The following is an 18,075-nucleotide window of genomic DNA, read 5'->3' as shown; positions in this document are numbered from 1 at the left end:
TGCCATGAGCCATCAAATCGCACTCAACTTCGAAGACGGCGTGACCCGTTTCGTCAACGCCAACCCGGGCGAAACCCTGGCCGACGCCGCCTACCGCCAGGGCATCAACATTCCCCTGGACTGCCGCGACGGCGCCTGTGGCACCTGCAAGTGCCTGGCCGAAGCCGGGCGCTACGAGCTGGGCGAGGACTACATCGAAGACGCCCTGAGCGCCGACGAGGCCGCGCAGGGATTTGTCCTCACCTGCCAGATGCGCGCCTTGAGCGACTGCGTGGTGCGGGTGCCGGCTTCGTCCCAGGTCTGCCGTGCCGGGCAGGGCAGTTTCCAGGCCAGCATCAGCGCCGTGCGCCAGTTGTCCGCCAGCACCATCGCCCTGTCGATCAAGGGCGAGGCCCTGAACCAGCTGGCGTTCCTGCCGGGGCAATACGTCAACCTCGGGGTGCCTGGCAGCGAGCAGACCCGGGCCTATTCCTTCAGCTCCTTGCAGCGCGACGGCGAGGTCAGCTTCCTGATCCGCAATGTGCCCGGCGGCCTGATGAGCAGCTTCCTCACCGGTCTTGCCAAAGCCGGCGACAGCCTGACCCTGGCCGGGCCCCTGGGCAGCTTCTACCTGCGGGAGATCCGCCGGCCCTTGCTGTTGCTGGCCGGCGGCACCGGACTGGCGCCGTTCACCGCCATGCTGGAGAAAATCGCCGAGCAGGGCAGCGAGCACCCTTTGCACCTGATTTACGGCGTGACCCACGATGTCGACCTGGTGGAGCTGGAGCGCCTGCAAGACTTTGCCGCGCGTATCCCGCAGTTCAGCTTCAGCGCCTGCGTGGCCAACCCCGAGAGCCAGTACCCGCGCAAGGGCTACGTGACCCAGCACATCGAACCGGCGCACCTCAACCAGGGCGATGTGGACGTCTACCTGTGCGGGCCGCCGCCGATGGTCGAGGCGGTAAGCCAGTTCATCCGCGAGCAGGGCATCGCCCCGGCGAATTTCTACTACGAGAAATTCGCCGCCAGCGCCGCCTGAAGGGCACTTCCCCGCTGTAGGAGCTGGCTTGCCAGCGAAGGCGTCCATCAGGGCGCTGCGAGGCTCAAGGGCCCCTTCGCCGGCAAGCCGGCTCCTACGGCGAATGGCGTTCTCCTTAATGCTTTTGCTCTCCCGAGGTCTTCATGAACCGTTTCCACAACCAAGTCGCCCTGGTCACCGGCGCCGCCCAAGGCATCGGCCGTCGCGTTGCCGAGCGCCTGGCCGAAGAGGGCGCCCACGTGGTGCTGGTGGACCGCTCGGAACTGGTCTTCGAACTGGCTGCCGAACTGAGCTCCCGCTACCCGGTCCTGGCCTTGACCGCCGACCTGGAACAGTACGCCGAATGCAGCCGGATCATGGCCGCGGCCATCGCTCATTTCGGCCGTCTCGATGTGCTGATCAACAACGTCGGCGGCACTATCTGGGCCAAGCCCTTCGAACACTACGAGCCAGCGCAGATCGAGGCCGAAGTGCGCCGCTCGCTGTTTCCGACTCTGTGGTGCTGCCACGCCGCCTTGCCGCAGATGCTGGAGCAGGGCAGCGGCGCCATCGTCAACGTCTCGTCCATCGCCACCCGCAGCCTCAACCGCGTGCCCTACGGCGCGGCCAAGGGCGGGATCAACGCGCTGACTGCCTGCCTGGCCTTCGAAACCGCCGGGCGTGGCGTGCGGGTCAACGCCACCGCCCCGGGCGGCACCGAAGCGCCGCCGCGGCGCATCCCGCGCAACAGCGCCGAGCCAAGCGCCGAGGAGCAGGTCTGGTATCAGCAGATCGTCGATCAGACCCTGGACAGCAGCCTGATGAAACGCTACGGCAACATGGACGAGCAGGCGGCGGCGATCCTGTTTCTCGCCTCCGCCGAAGCGTCCTACATCACCGGCACGGTGCTGCCGGTGGGCGGTGGCGACCAGGGCTGAAGCCCGGCGGCCTGGGGGGGGCTGCCGAGGCCGTCAGTAGAACAGCCGCGGCTCGGGTGAGGCGAGCAAGCTGGCCAGCTTGGTCAGGGCAAAGCTCAGCTCGGCGCGGCTTGGCGACATCAAGGCAATGCGCACGCCGCGGCTGGCCGTGGTGCGCTGGGCCAGGAACTGGCTGCCGCTGACCACGGTGACCCCCTGGGCGCGGGCCAGGTTGGCAAACTCATCGCAGTTCCAGGGCTGGGGCAACACCAGCCAGATGTGAAAACTGTTGGGCTGGCTGCTGATCTGATAGCTGCCGAGAATCTCTCGCGCCATTTGCTGGCGTACCGCCGCCTCTTGCTGCTGCACCTTGATCAACTGCTCGCCGGTGCCGCTGTTGATCAGGTTGCTGGCCAGTTGCGCCATCATCGGCGAGGGCATCCACACGCTGCTGCGAACCATGGACGACAGGCGCGAGAGGGTTTCGGGCGGGGCGTACAGGTAACCGATGCGCAGCGCCGGCAGGATGCTTTTCGACAGGCTGGTCAGGTAGACCGAGCGCTCGGGGGCGTAGGCCGAGATCGGCTTGTGCACGTTGTGGGTTTCCAGAAAACCGTAGATGTCATCGTCAATGATGAACACATCGTATTCGCGGGCGATCTGGGCAATGGCTTCGCGGCGCTCCGGCGGCATGATCGAGTTGGTCGGGTTCTGGTGCGTGGTCACGCACACCAGCAAGGCCGGGCGGTGCTCCTGGCACGCGGCGCGGAACGCCTCGGGCACCAGCCCGTATTCATCGATCTGCACGCCCATCAGGCGCCGGTCCAGGCTGTGGGCCAGGGAGATGATCCCGGGGTAGCAATGCTCTTCGCAGAGAATCAGGTCGTGGGTGTTGGACAGGCTGTTGATGGCCACCAGCAAGCCGTGCTGCGCGCCGCTGGTGAGGACGATCTGCTGCCAGCGCGCCTCGGGCAGGCTGCGCTGCACCCAGCGGGCGCCGGCCTGCTTGTGCACGGCGTGCCCGCCATCGGTGGCGTAGTCCAGAACCCGGTTGAGGTCGGCGGACTGTGCCAGTTCGCCAATGGAATCGCGCAACCACATCCCGACGTTGGCGTCATTGGGCTTGATGATCGACAGGTCGATCTGCGCGCTGTGGTTGCCGGTGTTGATCTGCGCCGCGGCCGGCGCCGTCCTGGTCTTGGCCGGCAAGACAAAGGTCCCGCGTCCGACTTCACCCACCACCAGCCCGCGCTTGGCCGCTTCGTCATAGGCACGACCCACGGTGCCGGGCGTGACTTTCAAGGCCTCGGCCAGCTCCTTGAGCGTGGGCAGCCGATCTTCGGGGCTCAGGCGCCCGGAGCGAATGTCTTGCTCCAGGGCGTCGGCAATCATTAGGTAAACCGGCTGCGCGTGGCCGCTGTATTGAGGAACCCACATAGGTAAAGCACCAGAGTCTGCACAAGCACGCAAGCCTAACATGAACCCGAGGAGGGGCGTAATCTTGTGGTAATCGAGGAAATTGCACCGAATTGATGCGATTTAATTCTGACTGATAACCCAGTTTTTTCGTCGGTTTTGTCGCAGTTAATTTTTCTTTCGTGAGAAATTTCAATAAATTCAATGACTTTAAAGCCGTGTGTGCGGGCTGTAAGTCCGGTCGGCAGAAATAAATTGAATCGAGTCTATTTGTGTAATTACAATGATTGCGTCGATGTTGTTTCGAGATGTTATCGAGGCATTGACTGGTTTGTCCCGGCATTACACGGGTGTCGTGTGAGCTGAATCACAAAAATACAACAGGTTGTGCCGCCTCCCGGGCAGGCGCAACGCGCATCGAACTATGGAATTCAACTGAAATGGAAAGCGCACAGCACAAGCAGGCAGTCGAGGCCGTGGCAACGTTGGAAATCCGCTTGCCGTGGGTTATTTCCAGCGCATGGCAAACCGTCTTGAGTCAGACGCCTCTGGAATTCGAGGCCACCAAGGACATTTACTTTCAGCTCAAGGAACAGGCCCAGGATGTGCTGGGTGCCGCCCTGACGCGACAGATCCGGGCATTTGTCGAAGACCCCGACCTCACCTCGATGGTGATTCGCAACTGCCCGCGAGACCGGGATATTCCGCCGACGCCATACTCCGGGGTGTTGAGCCCCAAGAGCACACCCATCGCCTGCCTGGTCAGCCTGTCGCTGCAAAGCCTGCTGGGTATCCATCCGGTGGTGTATGAAGGGGAGAATGACGGGCGCCTGTTCCGCCATGTGATTCCTTCACGCAGCTCCTCCAGCCAGAAAAGCTCGCACGGCTCGCGCCTGCGCTTCTCCTACCACGTCGACAACCCGGACTTGCCGCTGTCGTGCGAAGCGCTCGGCGAGCACTCCTGTTGCCCGGAATACCTGTCGTTCTTCGGCATGCGTTGCGATCCGCGGATCAACACCACGCTGGTCAATCTGGACGACGTGATCGAGCAACTGCCGGCGGCCACCGTGCGCGAACTGAGCCTGCCGCAGTTCGAAGTGCGCCGCCCGGACTCGTTCGCCAGTCAACGCCGTTCAACGCCCAACCTGGCGGTCTTGGTGCGCGGCGCGGCCAACGAGTGGCTGTGCCGTTTCGACAGTGAAAACACCTACGGCATGAATGCCACCGCCGAGCTGGCGCTCAACACCCTGCGCGCGCTGCTGGAAACCCGCCGCTTCGATGAGCCGCACCTGCTGCTGCCCGGGGATTTCATGATCTTCAAGAACCAGCGGGTGCTGCACGCCCGCGACGGTTTCGAGCCGCAAAACGACGGTGCCGACCGCTGGCTCTTGCGCGTGTTCGCGGTCAATGACCTGAACCGCGTGCGCTTTGCGCGAGCCGACCATCTGTATGAAGTCCTTTCCTGATTCTTTTTGTCTTTATGGGGTAACGCTATGGAACTGTTAGGAGCCTATTGGGCTGAACACTGGGTATTGGCGATTCTGCTGCTGGGCGCCATTGCCTTCGTCGCCGGTTTTGTCGACAGCATTGCCGGCGGGGGCGGGCTGTTTCTGGTGCCCGGCTTCCTGCTGGTGGGCCTGCCCCCGCAGGTGGCGCTGGGCCAGGAAAAACTGGTCAGCACCCTGGGCACCCTGGCGGCGATCAGGAACTTTCTGGTCAACAGCAAGATGGTCTGGAAGGTGGCGCTGGTCGGCGTGCCGTTTTCCCTGCTCGGTGCCTACCTGGGAGCACACCTGATCGTGTCGATCTCCCAGGAAACCGTGGGCAAGATCATCCTGGCGTTGATCCCCTTCGGCATCCTGATTTTCCTCACCCCCAAGGACCGGCCCGTGCAGGAGCATGTGCTGTCCGATGCCATGCTGTTTACCGTAGTGCCCCTGACCTGCCTGGTCATCGGCTTCTACGACGGCTTCTTCGGCCCGGGCACCGGCAGCATGTTCATCATCGCCTTTCACTACCTGCTGAAAATGGACCTGGTTTCCAGCTCGGCCAACTCCAAGACCTTCAACTTCGCCTCCAACATCGGCGCCCTGGTGGCGTTCATCATGGCCGGCAAGGTGATCTACCTGCTGGCCCTGCCGTTGGTGGCCTGCAACATTCTGGGCAACCACCTGGGCAGCGCCCTGGCCATTCGCAAGGGCAACGACGTGGTGCGCAAGGTGCTGGTGCTCTCGATGATGTGCCTGTTCGCCAGCCTCGGCGTGAAATACCTGGCCTGATCGCCTGACCTAAGGAGAAACCCATGAAAACCGCATTTGTGACCGGCGCCTCGGCCGGCTTTGGCCAAGCGATCTGCCGCCGACTGGTCGCCGAAGGCTATCGCGTGATCGGTGGCGCGCGGCGCATGGACAAGCTCCAGCGCCTGGAACAGGAACTGGGTGAAAACTTCATCGCCCTGGAGCTGGATGTCACCGACAAAGCCTCCCTGGAGCGGGCGGTGGAACAGATCCATGAGGCGTCCCTGGCCATCGATCTGCTGGTCAACAACGCCGGGCTGGCGCTGGGCATCGAACGTGCCCAGCACAGCAGCGCGCAGAACTGGGAACGCATGATCGCCACCAACATCACCGGCCTGGCGCTGATTACCCAGCGCGTCCTGCCACGCATGGTCGAGGCCAACAGCGGGCTGATCATCAACATCGGCTCGATTGCCGGCACCTATCCCTACCCGGGCGGCAACGTCTATGGCGCCAGCAAGGCCTTCGTCAAACAGTTCAGCCTGAACCTGCGGGCGGACCTGGCCGGCACCCGGGTGCGGGTGACCAACATCGAACCGGGCCTGTGTTCCGGCACCGACTTCTCGGTGGTGCGGCTCAACGGCGACATGGAAGCGGTGCAAGCCTTGTACAAGGATGTTGACGCCATCCGCCCCGAGGACATCGCCAACACCGTGTGCTGGATCGCCCAGCAGCCGGAGCACCTGAACATCAACTCCATCGAAATCATGCCCGTGGCGCAGAGCAGCGCGGCGCTGAATGTTGTGCGCAACCTTTGAGGGCAGGGGGGCTGAGTGCGGCGCTTACGCAACCGCAGGCGCACGGCCCCCTGTAGCTGCTGGCGCCGGGCGCAAAGCGCTCGCAACACCAGAGGCTGCGATACCCCGGTGAAACTCACCGGGCCGGTCTCTGATGGCTGTGCAATCCTTCGCCCTTAGCGGCGACCCTCTCCGTCGCCGCTAAGGGTTTACAGGCATGGGGTAGGGCAAGTCGATCGGCGGTGCGTCCGGTAACTGCCGCGAGGATTTGCCCATCAGATAGCCGATGATCTGCGGCGTCGTCATGTCCACCTGCAACATGTCCGGCTCGCCAAACCACTCGTTGGGCCAGAAGATCAGGTCCGAGGCATTGGCCTCGGGGAAGTTGGTTTCCAGCAGGCTCAAGGCGTAGTCCGTATCAGACTCCGTGCCCTCGCATTTACAGATGAAATCCGCCAGGGCACACGCCTCGGCGAAGCTCAGGTCGTCAACGTAGCGTTTTTGATGAAAGGCCGTGCGCAGAAAGTCCTCCGCGCTGGTATGGCTGTGCATCACGAGAAACTCGTGGAACTCGAAAGGCCGACCGGCGTGGCTGTTCCACTGCTCGATCAGCGCACTGATCTCGGGGCTTTCCCGGCCCTGGTTGTCCCAGATCCGGTCGAGGATCTGCTCCAGCAGGTCCTTCATCAACGCGTTTATAGTCGGCGTCGGTGGGGTTGGTTTCAGCCGTTCCGGCATGGCCATGGGTATCTCCCTGATTGTCATTGCATGTGGCTGGAGAAGGGGGGCGTGAGATCGCCTTCGCCGGCAAGCCGGCTCCCACGAGGGATGGTGCCTACTTGTGTAGGAGCTGGCTTGCCAGCGAAGACGCCCGCCAGACCACCCCCATTCCCGAGCGGCGCACAGAATAGTCCCTCTGCGCTGCCGACTAAAGCGCCGGCCCCAGCAACAACAACGCACACAAACCGCCCTCAGGCCGATTGCGCAATTCCAGGCGACCGCCAATCTTGTCGACGATCATCTGCACAATCGCCAGCCCCAGCCCGGCGCCATGGGCATTGCCCTGGCTGTAGAAGCGCTCCAGCAAACGCCCGCGCTCCTGTTCATTGATGCCGGGCCCAGCGTCCTCCACACACAGGTGCATCGCACCATCGGCCTGCGGGCGAAGGCCGACCCGCACCTCGCTGCCCGCTGGGGCAAAGTTCAGGGCATTGGTCACCAGGTTTTGCAGGGCAATGGCCAAAGCCACCGGGTCGGTGTCGATCAGGCAGCCTTCGTCGCCTTCCAGCACCAGTTCAACATCCTTCTCCAGGGCCAAAGGCGTCAGCTCCGCCAGCTCTTCGCGCACCAGGGCGCTGAGGTCGATGCGGCTCAAACGCGGGCTGTTCAACTGCGGCTCGATGCGGGCCATGGTCAGCAGTTGGCTGCCGATGCGGGTGGCGCGGTCGACGCCGCTGACCAGAAAATCCAGGGCTTCCCGGCGCTGCTCCGGGCTGCCGGCACTCTGGGCGTTCTGCGCATGAATCCGCAGGATCGCCAGCGGCGTGCGCAGTTCGTGGGCGGCGTCGGCGATAAAGCGTCGCTCGCGCTCCAGCAGGCTGTCGATCTGCGCCAGTAACTGGTTGAGGGCGGTCTGCATCGGCTCCAGGTCCTGGGGCAACGGCTTGAGCCCGAGCGGCTGCAAGCTGTCGCTGCTGCGCCCGCGAATGGCCCGGGCCATGGCCCGCAGTGGCGCCAGGCCCCAGCCGATGGTCAGCCAGATCAGCAGCGCCAGCAGCGGCACGCCGATCAGGGTCGGCCACAGGGTATGGCGCACGATGCGCTGGATCAGGTCCTGGCGAATGTCATCGCGTTCGCCAACCCAGATCAGCAAGCCCTGCTGCGGGTCGGCCAGCAGGAAGGCGCACCAGTCCTTGCCGTTTTCCAGAATGTCGTGGGCGCCCAGGGTGGTGGGCGGCGCCTCCAGCAAGGGGGCCTCGGCGGAGCGCATCAGCAACTGGCCATCGTCGCGCCAGACCTGGAAGGTCAGGCGGGTTTCATAGGGGTGGGCCGCGCCGTCCACGCCGACCCGGCTCATGGCCTGGTCGAAGGCCTGGTGCAGGCGCTCCCAGTCCGCCGCGTCCGGCTTTTGAGCCGGGTCGCGCTGGCGCAGCACCCCTTGCAGCAGCCGGGCGCTCTGGGCCAGTTGGGCGTCGTAGACCTCTTCGATCTCGTGGTGGCTGTCGCGCAGCACCAGCCAACTGATGAGCAAATCCCCCAGCAGCACCAGCACCAGGACCGGCAGCAGAATCCGCGTGCGCACCGAGTTCATGGCTTGAGCGCCAGCACGTAACCGACGCCGCGCACGGTGCGGATCAGCTCGCTGCAGAGCTTCTTGCGCAGGTTATGGATCAGCACTTCCAGGGTGTTGCTCTCGACCCGGTCCTGCCAGCCGTACAGCGCCCGGGACAGGCGCTCGCGGGTGACCACCTTGCCCGGGCGCACCATCAGCTGGTGCAGCAACTGGTATTCCATGGGGGTGAATACCACCTCGGCGTCGAGGTAGTGCACCTGCTGGTTGGCCGGGTCGAGGCGGATGCCAGCATGTTCCAGCAGCGGCTGGGCGCGACCCTGGCTGCGGCGCAGCAGGGCGCGGACCCGGGCCTTGAATTCCTCGACATCGAAGGGCTTGACCAGGTAGTCGTCGGCCCCGGCATCCAGCCCGGCGATGCGCTCGGCGGTGCCGTCGCGGGCGGTGAGAATCAGCACCGGCAGGTCCTGCTGGGCGGCGCGCAATTGCTGCAGCAGTTCCAGGCCGTCGAGCCGCGGCAGGCCCAGGTCCAGCAGCAACAGGTCGAAGCTTTCCGTGCGCAGGGCGTGCAGGGCGCTGGCACCGTCCTGCAGCCAGTCCAGGGTGTAGCCTTCGGCGCTCAGCGCCACGCGGATGCCCTGGCCGAGGGCACGATCATCTTCGACAAGCAGCAGGCGCATGGGTGGTTCTCGGTCGGGCGAGGGGCAGGGAAGGGGCGCATGATGACGCCGGCCAAGCTTGGCCGGCAGGGGTTTTTGGTGGGGAAAATGTTACCGCGCGTTGCCAACTAAGCTTTCACTAAGCTTGGTTTTGCACAGTGGAATCTCCCCCATCACCGGAGCGTTTTCCATGCGCAAGATCCTCCTGCTGTCCCTGGTTCTCGCCAGCCCCCTGGCCCTCGCCGGCCCGCAATGCACCACCGCCGAACGCTCGCAATGGCAGGATCAGAAGGCCTTTCAGGACCAGCTCAAGGCCCAGGGCTACCAGATCAGCAAGTTCAAGGTCACCGACGGCAACTGCTACGAGATCTATGGCTTCGACAAGGACCAGCGCAAGGTCGAGATCTACCACGACCCGGTCACCGGCAAAGCGGTGAAGACCGAGATCAAAGGCTGATGCCGCACGCGTCCCTGCGGCTGTGGGACCCGTTGGTGCGACTGTTTCACCTGTCCATCGCTGGGGTCTTCATCGGCAACTATTTCTTCAATGAAGCCGGTGACGACTGGCATGTCTGGCTCGGCTACTACGCTATGGCCTGGCTGCTGCTCCGCACAGTCTGGGGATTTGTCGGGCCGCGCAGTGCGCGCTGGTCCGACTTCTGGCCGACCCGGGCCCGGCTGGCGCGGCATCTGCGTTCGCTGCTGGCCCGGCGTCCCGAGCATCGCCTGGGGCATTCGCCGCTCGGGGCCTTAGTGATGTTGCTGATGCTGCTGGCGCTGTTGCTGATCGGCATCAGCGGTTTTCTGATGGAAGAGGTCGATGCCTTGTGGGGCGCCGACTGGCCGCTGCAAGTGCATGAAACCAGCGCCGATGTGCTGCTGGGGCTGGTGCTGCTGCATGTGTGCGCGGCGATTTTTGAAAGCCTGCAGGTGCGCGACAACCTGCCGTTGTCGATGCTCACCGGCCGCCGCCGACCCTTGCCGGACAGTGATCGGCACTAATGGTTTTTCCCTTGTACCCCACCCAGTATTTGCCACGGGCTCCTGTATGCGTGCGTTGTCCTTTCGCCTGATTTTCCTCAGCGGCAGCCTGCTGTTGGCCGCCGTCTTTATCGCCGCCTGGCGCAGCCATCCACCGCACCCACTGGCGCCGTTCGCCCAGGCTGTCGTCAGTAGCGACGGGGCGACGGCCAATAGCACACCGCAATACAGCAGCCGCTTCGTCTCCTCGGACCTGGATGACTTCGTGCATTCGTCCTCGGTGACCGCCTTGCCCGGTGGCGACCTGATGGCCGTGTGGTTCGCCGGTTCCCGGGAAGGCGCTGCCGACGTCCAGGTGCGTACCGCCCGCTTTGACGCCCAGAGCGGCGAGTGGGGCGCCGAGCAGGTGCTGGCCACCCGCGAATCGACCCGTGATGGCACCGGACGCTACATCCGCAAGCTCGGCAACCCGGTGATCGCCCTGGCCCCGGACCAGCGTCTGTGGATGTTCTACGTCTCGGTGTCGGTGGGCGGCTGGGCCACCAGCGCCATCAACCTGATGGTCTCCGACGACCTGGGGCGCAACTGGTCGGCGCCACGCCAACTGGTGACCTCGCCATTCTTCAACATCAGCACCCTGGTGCGCGCCGCGCCGGTGTTCCATGCCGACGGCTCGATCGGCCTGCCGGTGTACCACGAGTTCATGGGCAAGTTCGCCGAGTACCTGTACCTGAGCGCCGACGGTGCGGTGATCGACAAATTCCGCATCAGCCGGGGCAAGCACTCCCTGCAACCGACCATCGTGCCCCTGGACGAACGTCGCGCCGTGGCCATGCTGCGCTACGCCGGCGACACCCATCACAAAGTCCTGGCCAGCCGCACCGAAGACGCTGGGCAGACCTGGAGCGAGCCTTATCCGCTGCAACCGTCCAACCCCAACTCGTCCCTGGCGGCGGTGGGCACCGACGACCAGGGCCTGCTGGTGGCCCTCAACGACCTGCAGGACGGGCGCTTTAAACTCAGCCTGTACGGCACCGACGCCGGCCTTAGCCAATGGCGCCCGCTGGTGGAACTGGACCAGTCCCCCGATCCCCTGGGGCAGCCGTTCTCCCACGAGGCCTACAAGGCAATCATCGGCGAAGGCTTTCGCGCCTCCAGCGGCGCCCGGCGCCTGCCCCTGGAACAACGCTTCCTGAGCAACCTCGACTACCGGGTGTGCAAGCCCCAGGGCTGCGACTTCGAGTACGAATACCCCTACTTCAGCCGTGGTACGGACGGCCTGTACCACCTGGTCTATTCCTGGAACAACACCTTTATCAAGCACGTCAGCTTCAACGCGGCGTGGCTGGCGGAGCGCCTGTGATGCCGTCCCTGTGGCAAGCCCACCTGAGTTTTATCCTCCTGGGTTTTGTGCTGCTCGGCAGCCTGCGAGTGACCGCGCCCTGGCGACCCTGGCTGCTGCCGCTGCTGGCCCTGGTCAGCTTTATTCCACTGAACCAGCTGCCGCTGGCGGCCTATGTGCGCAGCTTCACCGACGACCTGGCCATCAGCACCCTGGTGCTGCTGGGCTGGGTCAGCCTGCGGCGCTTGGGGGTGATAGCGCCCTTGCCAACCAAACACCGAATGCAGGTCCTGCTGCTGTTTATCGGCCTGACCCTGAGCCTGTACCCGGCGACCCTGGGCCTGACGTATTTCGATCCCTACCGCTGGGGCTACAACCCACGGCCGATGATCGTGCTGATGGGCCTGGCGGCGCTGGTGCTGCTGTGGCAGCGCAACGTGCTGGGGGTCTTGATGCTGGCGGCCGGGACCCTGGCCTTTGCCCTGCGCCTCAAACCTTCGGAAAACTACTGGGACTACCTGCTGGACCCACTGCTGGCGGGCTACTGCCTGATCACCGGCAGCGGCGCACTGCTGCTGTGGCTGTGGCGCCGCTTTGCCCAGCGCAGCCGTCGGCAGCCCCTTGCCGGCTAACCCAACAGGCCGCGCCGCGGCCTTCGACAACACCACACAGAGGTCAATGATGGGCGGCTTGCAATCACGCCGCCTGCGCTACGGCGTGGGCGCAATCGGGCTGGTATTCGGCTTGCTGGCACTGCTGCGGCTGCTGTTCGCCGTGGGTTTTTCCGGGGTCGACCTGAGCGCCGCCGACCAGCGCGAGGCCATTCTGCAGACCCTCGGCATCGGCCTGCGCTTCGACCTGCGCCTGACCTTACTGATATTGCTGCCCCTGGCCCTGCTGGCCTGGTTGCCGCGCTGGAACCTGCTGCGCCTGCCGGCCCTGCGCTGGCTGGCCCGGGCCTACCTGCTGCTGGTGCTGGGCGGGGTAGGGCTGCTGTACATCATCGACTTCGGCCACTACGCCTACCTCGGCGTACGCATCAACGCCACGGTGCTGCGCTACCTGGACGACGCACAGATCTCCCGGCAAATGCTCTGGGAAAGCTACCCGGTGCTGTGGATCGTCCTCGCCTGGGGCGCTGCCCTGGCCCTGTGCTGCTACGCCTTGCTGCGCCTGGAACGCCTGACCCTCGATCGCCCGGCGCAACCCCTGGGCCGCTGGTCCCTGGCCAGCGTCAGCGCCCTGGGCATCGCCGCCGTGTTCCTCGCCCTGCTGGGCCGGGTAGAAAACCTCAACCTGGAAAACCCCGTGCCCCTGCGCTGGAGCGATGCCTACTTCTCCGGCAACAGCCAGATCGCCGCCCTGGGCCTGAACCCCGTGCTGTTCTTCTACGACACCCTCAAGGCCGGCCAGGCCCAGTACGACGAAGCCCAAGTGCGCCAACACTACCCGGCCCTGGCCCGCTACCTTGGTGTCGAGCACCCGGACCCGCAGCGGCTGAACTTCACCCGCCAACAAGGCATTCAGCCGTACCGCATCGACCGCCCCCGGCCGCCCAACGTCATCTTCGTCATGCTCGAATCCCTCGGCACCAGCGCCGTGGGCGCCTACGGCAACCCGCTCAACCCCACTCCCAACCTCGACCGCCTGGCCCGCCAGAGCTGGTTCTTCAAACACTTCTACGTCCCGGTCACCGGCACCGCCAAGACCGTGTGGGCCAGCATCACCGGCGTGCCCGACGTCACCCGCCAAGAGACCGCCACCCGCCAGCCGCTGATCACCCGCCAACACAGCCTGATCAACGCCTTCAGCGACTACCACAAGCTCTACCTGATCGGCGGCAACGCCGGCTGGGCCAACATCAACGGCCTGATCCGCCAAAGCATCGACAACGTGCGCCTGTACGACGAAAGCCACTGGCAATCGCCCCTGGTGGACGTCTGGGGCATCTCCGACCTCGACCTGTTCAAGGAAAGCGACCGCCTGCTGCGCGCCATCCCCCAGGACCAACCGTTCTTCGCCTACCTGCAAACCTCCGGCAACCACCGCCCGTTCACCATCCCCAAGGACAACGACGGCTTTCAAGCTCAAGACCTGCCCCTGGAACAAGTCCAGGCCGCAGGTTCCCGCAGCCTGGAGCAATACAACGCCGTGCGCCTGCTGGACTTCAACATCGGCCGGCTAATGGACATCGCCAAAGCCGGCGGCTACTACGACAACACGATTTTCGTGTTCTTTGGCGACCACAACACCCGCATCAGCCAGATCCCCCACATGGCCCCCGCCTTTGAACAGCTAGGGCTGGAAAGCAACAACGTACCGCTGCTGATCCATGCCCCGGGGATGTTGCAGCCCAGAGTGATCGAAGACGCCGTCGGCCTCGCCGACCTGCTGCCCACCGTGGCCGGCATGGCCGGGATGCCCTTCACCAATGGCGCTATGGGGCGGGACATTCAGCAGCCCGCGCCGGAGGGGGAACGGGTGGTACCGCTGGTATTGAGGGAAGGGACCTTCCCGGTGATTGGCGGCGTGACCAAGGACTTTTTGTTGCAGATGCAGCACGACGGCAGTGGCGCGACCTTGCATGATTTGGCGTCGAGCACCCCGCGAGAGGATGTGGCGCAGGAGCATCCGCAGGAGTTTGAACGGTTGCTGGAGTTGACGCGGGGGATGCATGAGGGGGCGCGGTTGATGCTTTATCGGAATGTGCGGTGACAGCGCGTAGTCATCAGTTGACGCCAGCCCGTGTAGGAGCTGGCTTGCCAGCGAAGGTGGCCGCAAGACCGTCTGAGCTCTATTTAATAGGTAACCAGTTCAAGGCTGAAGCTGCTGGTGGTTAGGCGCTTGAGCGCTATATCAAGCGCCTGATCGTCGAACAGCCTGTTCTTGCGAGCGGCGGAGCCGGCCCCGCCGTCCCAATGCTTCAATGCTTCTCGCACGGCGGGCACAGTTGGAGAAATCCCTTCTCGGTAAAGTAACCAATCGACCGTTGCCAGCAGTTCCATACCAAAGGGGGATTCAAAACCGTCGATCAGCTCAGCTGTGCGTTCCAGTGCTTGGGCGTACTCTTTGGCTTCGGTTTTGAGATAAGTCTGCAGAAAAGTCTTGCGCACATCGTCGAACCAGATCACATCATTAATATCGGCGTCACTGATTCGCTTGTTGCAGTGCAGATAGCTGCCATCCAAATTATTCAGCAAATGCTCCAGGCGGTTGGCGTATGGCCCAAATTTGTGAGCAACAAATTTAAGGTCAAGAGGGTTTTCTGTGTTTGGCAGTTTTTCTATGGCTCGCTCAAGAAACCAAGCGAGTTTCTGAATTTCCAGCAGACTGCACTCCATGCCCAAAACCCAATAACGCCTAACCAGTTCTGCAATCAGCGCGCGAGCTGGGGTGAGTTTCTCCACTCCGTTTCGTTTGGCGACGTTCAGATACTGTTTAGAAGGCTCAAACACTAAAATGTCGACATCCAGATCGCTAAGTATCGAAACGATCTGCTCTCGAACCTCAGGCCATTTCAAGCCACCGTTACCGGCACCCAGCGGAGGCACTGCGACGGACTTCACCTGGTTTTCGAGTAAGAAACGTCGCAGGTCATATAACCCTTCAGTTATCCAAGCCATCTGAGAGGGTGAACGCCAGTGGCGCTTAGTAGGGAAGTTCACGATCCAGCGTGGTCCATCCAACTCGTTGACAGCGGTGACATGCATTTTGCCTGTCTCCACTGCGCCAGCCTTGCAGGCTGCCGAGTACAGACGGTAATTCTCGCTAAAGCGCTCTTTGAACATCAGAGCGATTCCTTTGCCCATCACGCCAACGGTATTCACCGTGTTGACCAGGGCTTCGGTTTTGGCTTCCCGAAGGTTGCCTTGGGTAAAACGGATCATTGGAAATACCATCCTGGACGCGCATGAACAGACAGAGCCAAACCTCGGGCCGCCAAGTCTTGTTCTATGCGCTTTTTCATTGCATCGCTGTAGCACATGATGCCAAGGAGTCCTGTAATCGGTAGGTAATTGTGAATCAGCGCTTCAGCCTGATAACGCTCCATTTTTCTAGGGGCATCGGGGGGGCGGGATAAGTCACGTCTTACCCCGCTTCCTCCTTCCTCAGATTTGCTGAATGTTTTCTGCCGGTCTGTTGGCATCCAGCAACGAATCCACCACCGCTCTAGCCATCTCCACCGAATGAATCATCGACCAAATCAACCCACGCTCCACACCGCTGGCGCGTTCGGTGATTTCATCGCTGACCTGTACCGCACAGTCCAGCAGCAACGACACATGCACCAACGCTTCTTCGGCATTGATACCGGGGCGGACACTGAACATGGATTGATGACCTACGGACGTAGGTACGGTGTCTTTCAGGCTATTGAGGATCGAGGTTTCGGCGCTATGCGTGGCCAAGGCCAAACGAATGCGCTGGGTATCGATATCGTGTTCGGGAGTTCTGAATTGCCCAGGTAAGGGTAGGGGCGGATCGGGAACGAGCTTTTTCATGGTGCACTCCAATGTGAATGGAGCTGCCAGCTATCGCTGCTAAACGAAGGAGTGGCAGCTGTACGCAGGTTAGCAGACCGGTCACATTGGAAACCGGCGCACCCGAAGGTGCCCTGCGCACAGCCACCATAAAAAGCAGAAGAAAAACTCTGCTGATAGGTGACGTCGATGCGCCCAATGTGATGATTCGAGCTGCTAAACCCGATCACTGATATGCAGTGATGAACCGAGCCTAGCCAGCCGAAGTATCAGGCGCAAGCGGGTTGGATTCTCTAGGAAAAGTCGCTCAATAGAAAGGGACTAGCCTTACAAGTAGTTGTGAATTGGGCGGTGACCTTGTGCCAGTCGAGTTGAGTTAAACCGAGGCCCCGCCATTGAGCGACAACGAAACGCCATCCAACCCTTGCACTTGATCCAATCGTCAGGTATCAGCTCTACGCACCAAAGGTCATCCGCCGAGTTAGATGACTGAAAGAGCACATACGTATCGGTTAGTTGCGCTTGCTAGAACCAGCTCGATAGTGGCTGTGTACAACAAACAGGGAGAAACACCAATGGCCGTATGGCTGGTCCGGGCAGGGTCTGCAGGGGAGTTTGAGGACAAGTTCATCAGTGAGCGCCGTGTCTATGTGACATGGGATGGACTGAATGTCGACTTGAATACCCTAAAGAATCGCGAAGAAGTACAGGCAGAGCTGTCGGTACGTTACCCAGAAGCGAAGCCCAAAACGCTGCAGAATTGGAGCAGCCAAATTTGGCCCTTCGCTCGGCGTATGCAGGCTGGAGATTTGGTCGTACTGCCGCTTAAAACCCAGCCGGTGGTTTATATCGGCAAACTTGTCGACGGCTATCAGTTCTCCAGCGCCGGACCTGATCCATTCTTTCATTGGCGAGCGGTTGAGTGGATCGGCGAAGCAATCCCTCGTTCCAATTTCTCCCAAGACCTGCTCTACAGCTTCGGCGCGTTTATGACCATTTGCCGCATTCAGCGCAATAACGCAGAAGAGCGCATTCGTTCCATGGCCAGCCACAACTGGCAGCCCGAGACGTTGCAGCAGTTGGTGTGTGACACCGCTACTGCATCGGATGAGGTGGCTGTTGAAGAGGCCGAAACGGATCTAGAACGTACAGGTAAAGACCATATCGTTCGACTGATTGAACGACGTTTTAAAGGGCACCGGCTGACCACCCTGGTGGCGGCGATACTGCGTGCACAAGGCTTCAGTGTCTGGCAAAGCCCCGAAGGCGCCGATGGCGGCGTTGATATTTTGGCCAGTAACGGCGTGATGGGCTTTGGCGGGCAAGCCATCTGCGTTGAAGTGAAGTCGGGCACGGGTTTGGTTGATCGACCAACTGTCGATAAACTGCTCGGTGCGATGAGTAAGTTCAATGCTGGTCAGGGGCTATTCGTGGCGTGGGGTGGTTATCGCGCGAATGTGCAAAAGGAGCTGGCGTCGAGTTTCTTCCGCCTGCGCTTATGGAGCCAGGACGATCTGCTGGAACAGCTGTTTATGTATTACGACCGGCTGGATGAGGGGATCAAATCAGAGTTGCCGTTGAAGCGGGTTTGGACGGCGGTACTGTCGGAAGAGATTTGATGAGGTAGAAAAAGCCGGCTTGTGGCCGGCTTTTTAGTATTTAAATCACACGCTAAACGCACTTGTCTCAATCACTGCCAACACATCCCGTACATCTTGCAGCAACAATCTAGCGGTGTTGGTCACGGTACCAAGGTCCTTGTCGCTTGAATCTCGAAACGTAGCGCAGGCCATCAAATTCAGATAATCAAGCGCAGTCACCAAGCGCTCACTCGCACACGCATGCAGATCCACCAATGGCGCCTGGCTGTCGATAAACGACACTGGGCCATCGCTAGCAATTGGGGTGAGCGGGATAAAGCGTTCGGACGGGTCAATATTGCTCATGGTGTCGTTCCT

At 62.2% G+C, this 18,075-nt stretch carries 18 protein-coding genes and 1 pseudogene; 11 read left to right on the top strand and 8 right to left on the bottom strand.

What is annotated here, in order from left to right; translation table 11 throughout:
* The first annotated feature begins 4 nt into the window (after positions 1 to 4).
* Complete coding sequence (gene benC, locus DNK59_RS11560; RefSeq protein ID WP_110723283.1) at positions 5 to 1,018, top strand: benzoate 1,2-dioxygenase electron transfer component BenC; 1,014 nt, start codon at positions 5 to 7, stop codon at positions 1,016 to 1,018.
* A 143-nt stretch (positions 1,019 to 1,161) separates the two neighbouring features.
* Entirely contained in the window at positions 1,162 to 1,935 is a 774-nt protein-coding gene (locus DNK59_RS11555; RefSeq protein ID WP_110723282.1) for a 1,6-dihydroxycyclohexa-2,4-diene-1-carboxylate dehydrogenase, read from the top strand.
* Positions 1,936 to 1,968: 33 nt separating this feature from the next.
* Here DNK59_RS11555 and DNK59_RS11550 read toward each other — a convergent pair whose 3' ends face one another.
* Complete coding sequence (locus DNK59_RS11550) at positions 1,969 to 3,351, bottom strand: PLP-dependent aminotransferase family protein (RefSeq protein WP_092313178.1); 1,383 nt, start codon at positions 3,349 to 3,351, stop codon at positions 1,969 to 1,971.
* A gap of 512 nt (positions 3,352 to 3,863) precedes the next feature.
* Between DNK59_RS11550 and DNK59_RS11545 the strand changes: the two genes are divergently transcribed.
* Genes DNK59_RS11545 through DNK59_RS11535 form a run of 3 tightly spaced genes read left to right on the top strand, consistent with a single transcriptional unit; the run spans position 3,864 to position 6,385 of the window.
* On the top strand, positions 3,864 to 4,796 hold the full coding sequence (locus tag DNK59_RS11545) for a TauD/TfdA family dioxygenase (RefSeq protein ID WP_256596336.1): 933 nt from the start codon (positions 3,864 to 3,866) through the stop codon (positions 4,794 to 4,796).
* 27 nt (positions 4,797 to 4,823) lie between these two features.
* A complete protein-coding gene (locus DNK59_RS11540; RefSeq protein ID WP_047305291.1) occupies positions 4,824 to 5,609 on the top strand; it encodes a TSUP family transporter in 786 nt (261 codons plus the stop codon).
* Positions 5,610 to 5,632: 23 nt separating this feature from the next.
* Positions 5,633 to 6,385: an SDR family NAD(P)-dependent oxidoreductase gene (locus DNK59_RS11535; protein ID WP_092313184.1), complete on the top strand. Its 753-nt coding sequence runs from the start codon at positions 5,633 to 5,635 to the stop codon at positions 6,383 to 6,385.
* A 180-nt stretch (positions 6,386 to 6,565) separates the two neighbouring features.
* Here DNK59_RS11535 and DNK59_RS11530 read toward each other — a convergent pair whose 3' ends face one another.
* From DNK59_RS11530 to DNK59_RS11520, 3 genes are all read right to left on the bottom strand, one after another.
* Positions 6,566 to 7,108 carry a hypothetical protein gene (locus DNK59_RS11530; protein ID WP_110723280.1) on the bottom strand — a complete coding sequence of 181 codons (543 nt, stop codon included), beginning with the start codon at positions 7,106 to 7,108 and terminating at the stop codon, positions 6,566 to 6,568.
* A gap of 184 nt (positions 7,109 to 7,292) precedes the next feature.
* Entirely contained in the window at positions 7,293 to 8,675 is a 1,383-nt protein-coding gene (locus DNK59_RS11525; RefSeq protein ID WP_110723279.1) for an ATP-binding protein, read from the bottom strand.
* Positions 8,672 to 9,334, bottom strand: a complete 663-nt coding sequence (locus DNK59_RS11520; RefSeq protein WP_110723278.1) for a response regulator — start codon at positions 9,332 to 9,334, stop codon at positions 8,672 to 8,674. Before DNK59_RS11520 ends, DNK59_RS11525 begins: the two co-directional genes overlap by 4 nt.
* A gap of 169 nt (positions 9,335 to 9,503) precedes the next feature.
* Here DNK59_RS11520 and DNK59_RS11515 point away from each other — a divergent pair, with 169 nt between their 5' ends.
* Genes DNK59_RS11515 through DNK59_RS11495 form a run of 5 tightly spaced genes read left to right on the top strand, consistent with a single transcriptional unit; the run spans position 9,504 to position 14,351 of the window.
* Positions 9,504 to 9,770: a PepSY domain-containing protein gene (locus DNK59_RS11515; RefSeq protein ID WP_110723277.1), complete on the top strand. Its 267-nt coding sequence runs from the start codon at positions 9,504 to 9,506 to the stop codon at positions 9,768 to 9,770.
* The gene (locus tag DNK59_RS11510) at positions 9,770 to 10,315 is read left to right on the top strand and encodes a cytochrome b/b6 domain-containing protein (RefSeq protein ID WP_110723276.1); all 546 of its coding nucleotides are present in this window, start codon (positions 9,770 to 9,772) and stop codon (positions 10,313 to 10,315) included. Before DNK59_RS11515 ends, DNK59_RS11510 begins: the two co-directional genes overlap by 1 nt.
* A 46-nt stretch (positions 10,316 to 10,361) precedes the next feature.
* Positions 10,362 to 11,657 (top strand): exo-alpha-sialidase, encoded by a 1,296-nt coding sequence (locus tag DNK59_RS11505; RefSeq protein ID WP_110723275.1) that lies wholly within the window; start codon positions 10,362 to 10,364, stop codon positions 11,655 to 11,657.
* Positions 11,657 to 12,268: a hypothetical protein gene (locus tag DNK59_RS11500; RefSeq protein WP_110723274.1), complete on the top strand. Its 612-nt coding sequence runs from the start codon at positions 11,657 to 11,659 to the stop codon at positions 12,266 to 12,268. Before DNK59_RS11505 ends, DNK59_RS11500 begins: the two co-directional genes overlap by 1 nt.
* Positions 12,269 to 12,317: 49 nt before the next feature.
* Positions 12,318 to 14,351, top strand: coding sequence for an LTA synthase family protein (locus DNK59_RS11495; RefSeq protein ID WP_110723273.1), 2,034 nt, complete (start codon positions 12,318 to 12,320; stop codon positions 14,349 to 14,351).
* Positions 14,352 to 14,434: 83 nt separating this feature from the next.
* Here the strand turns inward: DNK59_RS11495 and DNK59_RS11490 are convergent, their stop codons facing one another.
* From DNK59_RS11490 to DNK59_RS11480, 3 genes and pseudogenes are all read right to left on the bottom strand, one after another.
* Positions 14,435 to 15,523 carry a macro domain-containing protein gene (locus DNK59_RS11490; RefSeq protein WP_110723272.1) on the bottom strand — a complete coding sequence of 363 codons (1,089 nt, stop codon included), beginning with the start codon at positions 15,521 to 15,523 and terminating at the stop codon, positions 14,435 to 14,437.
* Positions 15,520 to 15,726 (bottom strand): annotated as a pseudogene (locus tag DNK59_RS11485) (DarT ssDNA thymidine ADP-ribosyltransferase family protein); the annotation flags it as partial. The gene DNK59_RS11490 and the pseudogene DNK59_RS11485, both read right to left, overlap by 4 nt.
* 19 nt (positions 15,727 to 15,745) lie before the next feature.
* Positions 15,746 to 16,138, bottom strand: coding sequence for a DUF6124 family protein (locus DNK59_RS11480; protein ID WP_110723270.1), 393 nt, complete (start codon positions 16,136 to 16,138; stop codon positions 15,746 to 15,748).
* A 554-nt stretch (positions 16,139 to 16,692) separates the two neighbouring features.
* On the opposite strand from DNK59_RS11480, the gene DNK59_RS11470 reads away from it, so the two are divergent.
* Positions 16,693 to 17,736 carry a restriction endonuclease gene (locus DNK59_RS11470; RefSeq protein ID WP_110723268.1) on the top strand — a complete coding sequence of 348 codons (1,044 nt, stop codon included), beginning with the start codon at positions 16,693 to 16,695 and terminating at the stop codon, positions 17,734 to 17,736.
* Positions 17,737 to 17,781: 45 nt separating this feature from the next.
* Here the strand turns inward: DNK59_RS11470 and DNK59_RS11465 are convergent, their stop codons facing one another.
* Positions 17,782 to 18,063 (bottom strand): fructose-bisphosphate aldolase, encoded by a 282-nt coding sequence (locus tag DNK59_RS11465; RefSeq protein ID WP_110723267.1) that lies wholly within the window; start codon positions 18,061 to 18,063, stop codon positions 17,782 to 17,784.
* Between the last annotated feature and the right edge of the window lie 12 nt (positions 18,064 to 18,075).

This window comes from Pseudomonas sp. TKO26 (genome assembly GCF_003225665.1).
Classification (GTDB): Bacteria; Pseudomonadota; Gammaproteobacteria; order Pseudomonadales; family Pseudomonadaceae; genus Aquipseudomonas; species Aquipseudomonas saponiphila.
Note: the sequence above shows the minus strand (reverse complement) of the source record. Positions and strands in the feature narration are given on the sequence as shown.

Excerpts from the sequence above, each read along its gene's own strand:
- benC (WP_110723283.1), top strand. The coding sequence starts at position 5 with ATGAGCCATCAAATCGCACTCAACTTCGAAGACGGCGTGACCCGTTTC.
- DNK59_RS11555 (WP_110723282.1), top strand. The coding sequence starts at position 1,162 with ATGAACCGTTTCCACAACCAAGTCGCCCTGGTCACCGGCGCCGCCCAA.
- DNK59_RS11550 (WP_092313178.1), bottom strand. The coding sequence starts at position 3,351 with ATGTGGGTTCCTCAATACAGCGGCCACGCGCAGCCGGTTTACCTAATG.
- DNK59_RS11540 (WP_047305291.1), top strand. The coding sequence starts at position 4,824 with ATGGAACTGTTAGGAGCCTATTGGGCTGAACACTGGGTATTGGCGATT.
- DNK59_RS11535 (WP_092313184.1), top strand. The coding sequence starts at position 5,633 with ATGAAAACCGCATTTGTGACCGGCGCCTCGGCCGGCTTTGGCCAAGCG.
- DNK59_RS11530 (WP_110723280.1), bottom strand. The coding sequence starts at position 7,108 with ATGGCCATGCCGGAACGGCTGAAACCAACCCCACCGACGCCGACTATA.
- DNK59_RS11525 (WP_110723279.1), bottom strand. The coding sequence starts at position 8,675 with ATGAACTCGGTGCGCACGCGGATTCTGCTGCCGGTCCTGGTGCTGGTG.
- DNK59_RS11520 (WP_110723278.1), bottom strand. The coding sequence starts at position 9,334 with ATGCGCCTGCTGCTTGTCGAAGATGATCGTGCCCTCGGCCAGGGCATC.
- DNK59_RS11515 (WP_110723277.1), top strand. The coding sequence starts at position 9,504 with ATGCGCAAGATCCTCCTGCTGTCCCTGGTTCTCGCCAGCCCCCTGGCC.
- DNK59_RS11510 (WP_110723276.1), top strand. The coding sequence starts at position 9,770 with ATGCCGCACGCGTCCCTGCGGCTGTGGGACCCGTTGGTGCGACTGTTT.
- DNK59_RS11505 (WP_110723275.1), top strand. The coding sequence starts at position 10,362 with ATGCGTGCGTTGTCCTTTCGCCTGATTTTCCTCAGCGGCAGCCTGCTG.
- DNK59_RS11500 (WP_110723274.1), top strand. The coding sequence starts at position 11,657 with ATGCCGTCCCTGTGGCAAGCCCACCTGAGTTTTATCCTCCTGGGTTTT.
- DNK59_RS11495 (WP_110723273.1), top strand. The coding sequence starts at position 12,318 with ATGGGCGGCTTGCAATCACGCCGCCTGCGCTACGGCGTGGGCGCAATC.
- DNK59_RS11490 (WP_110723272.1), bottom strand. The coding sequence starts at position 15,523 with ATGATCCGTTTTACCCAAGGCAACCTTCGGGAAGCCAAAACCGAAGCC.
- DNK59_RS11480 (WP_110723270.1), bottom strand. The coding sequence starts at position 16,138 with ATGAAAAAGCTCGTTCCCGATCCGCCCCTACCCTTACCTGGGCAATTC.
- DNK59_RS11470 (WP_110723268.1), top strand. The coding sequence starts at position 16,693 with ATGGCCGTATGGCTGGTCCGGGCAGGGTCTGCAGGGGAGTTTGAGGAC.
- DNK59_RS11465 (WP_110723267.1), bottom strand. The coding sequence starts at position 18,063 with ATGAGCAATATTGACCCGTCCGAACGCTTTATCCCGCTCACCCCAATT.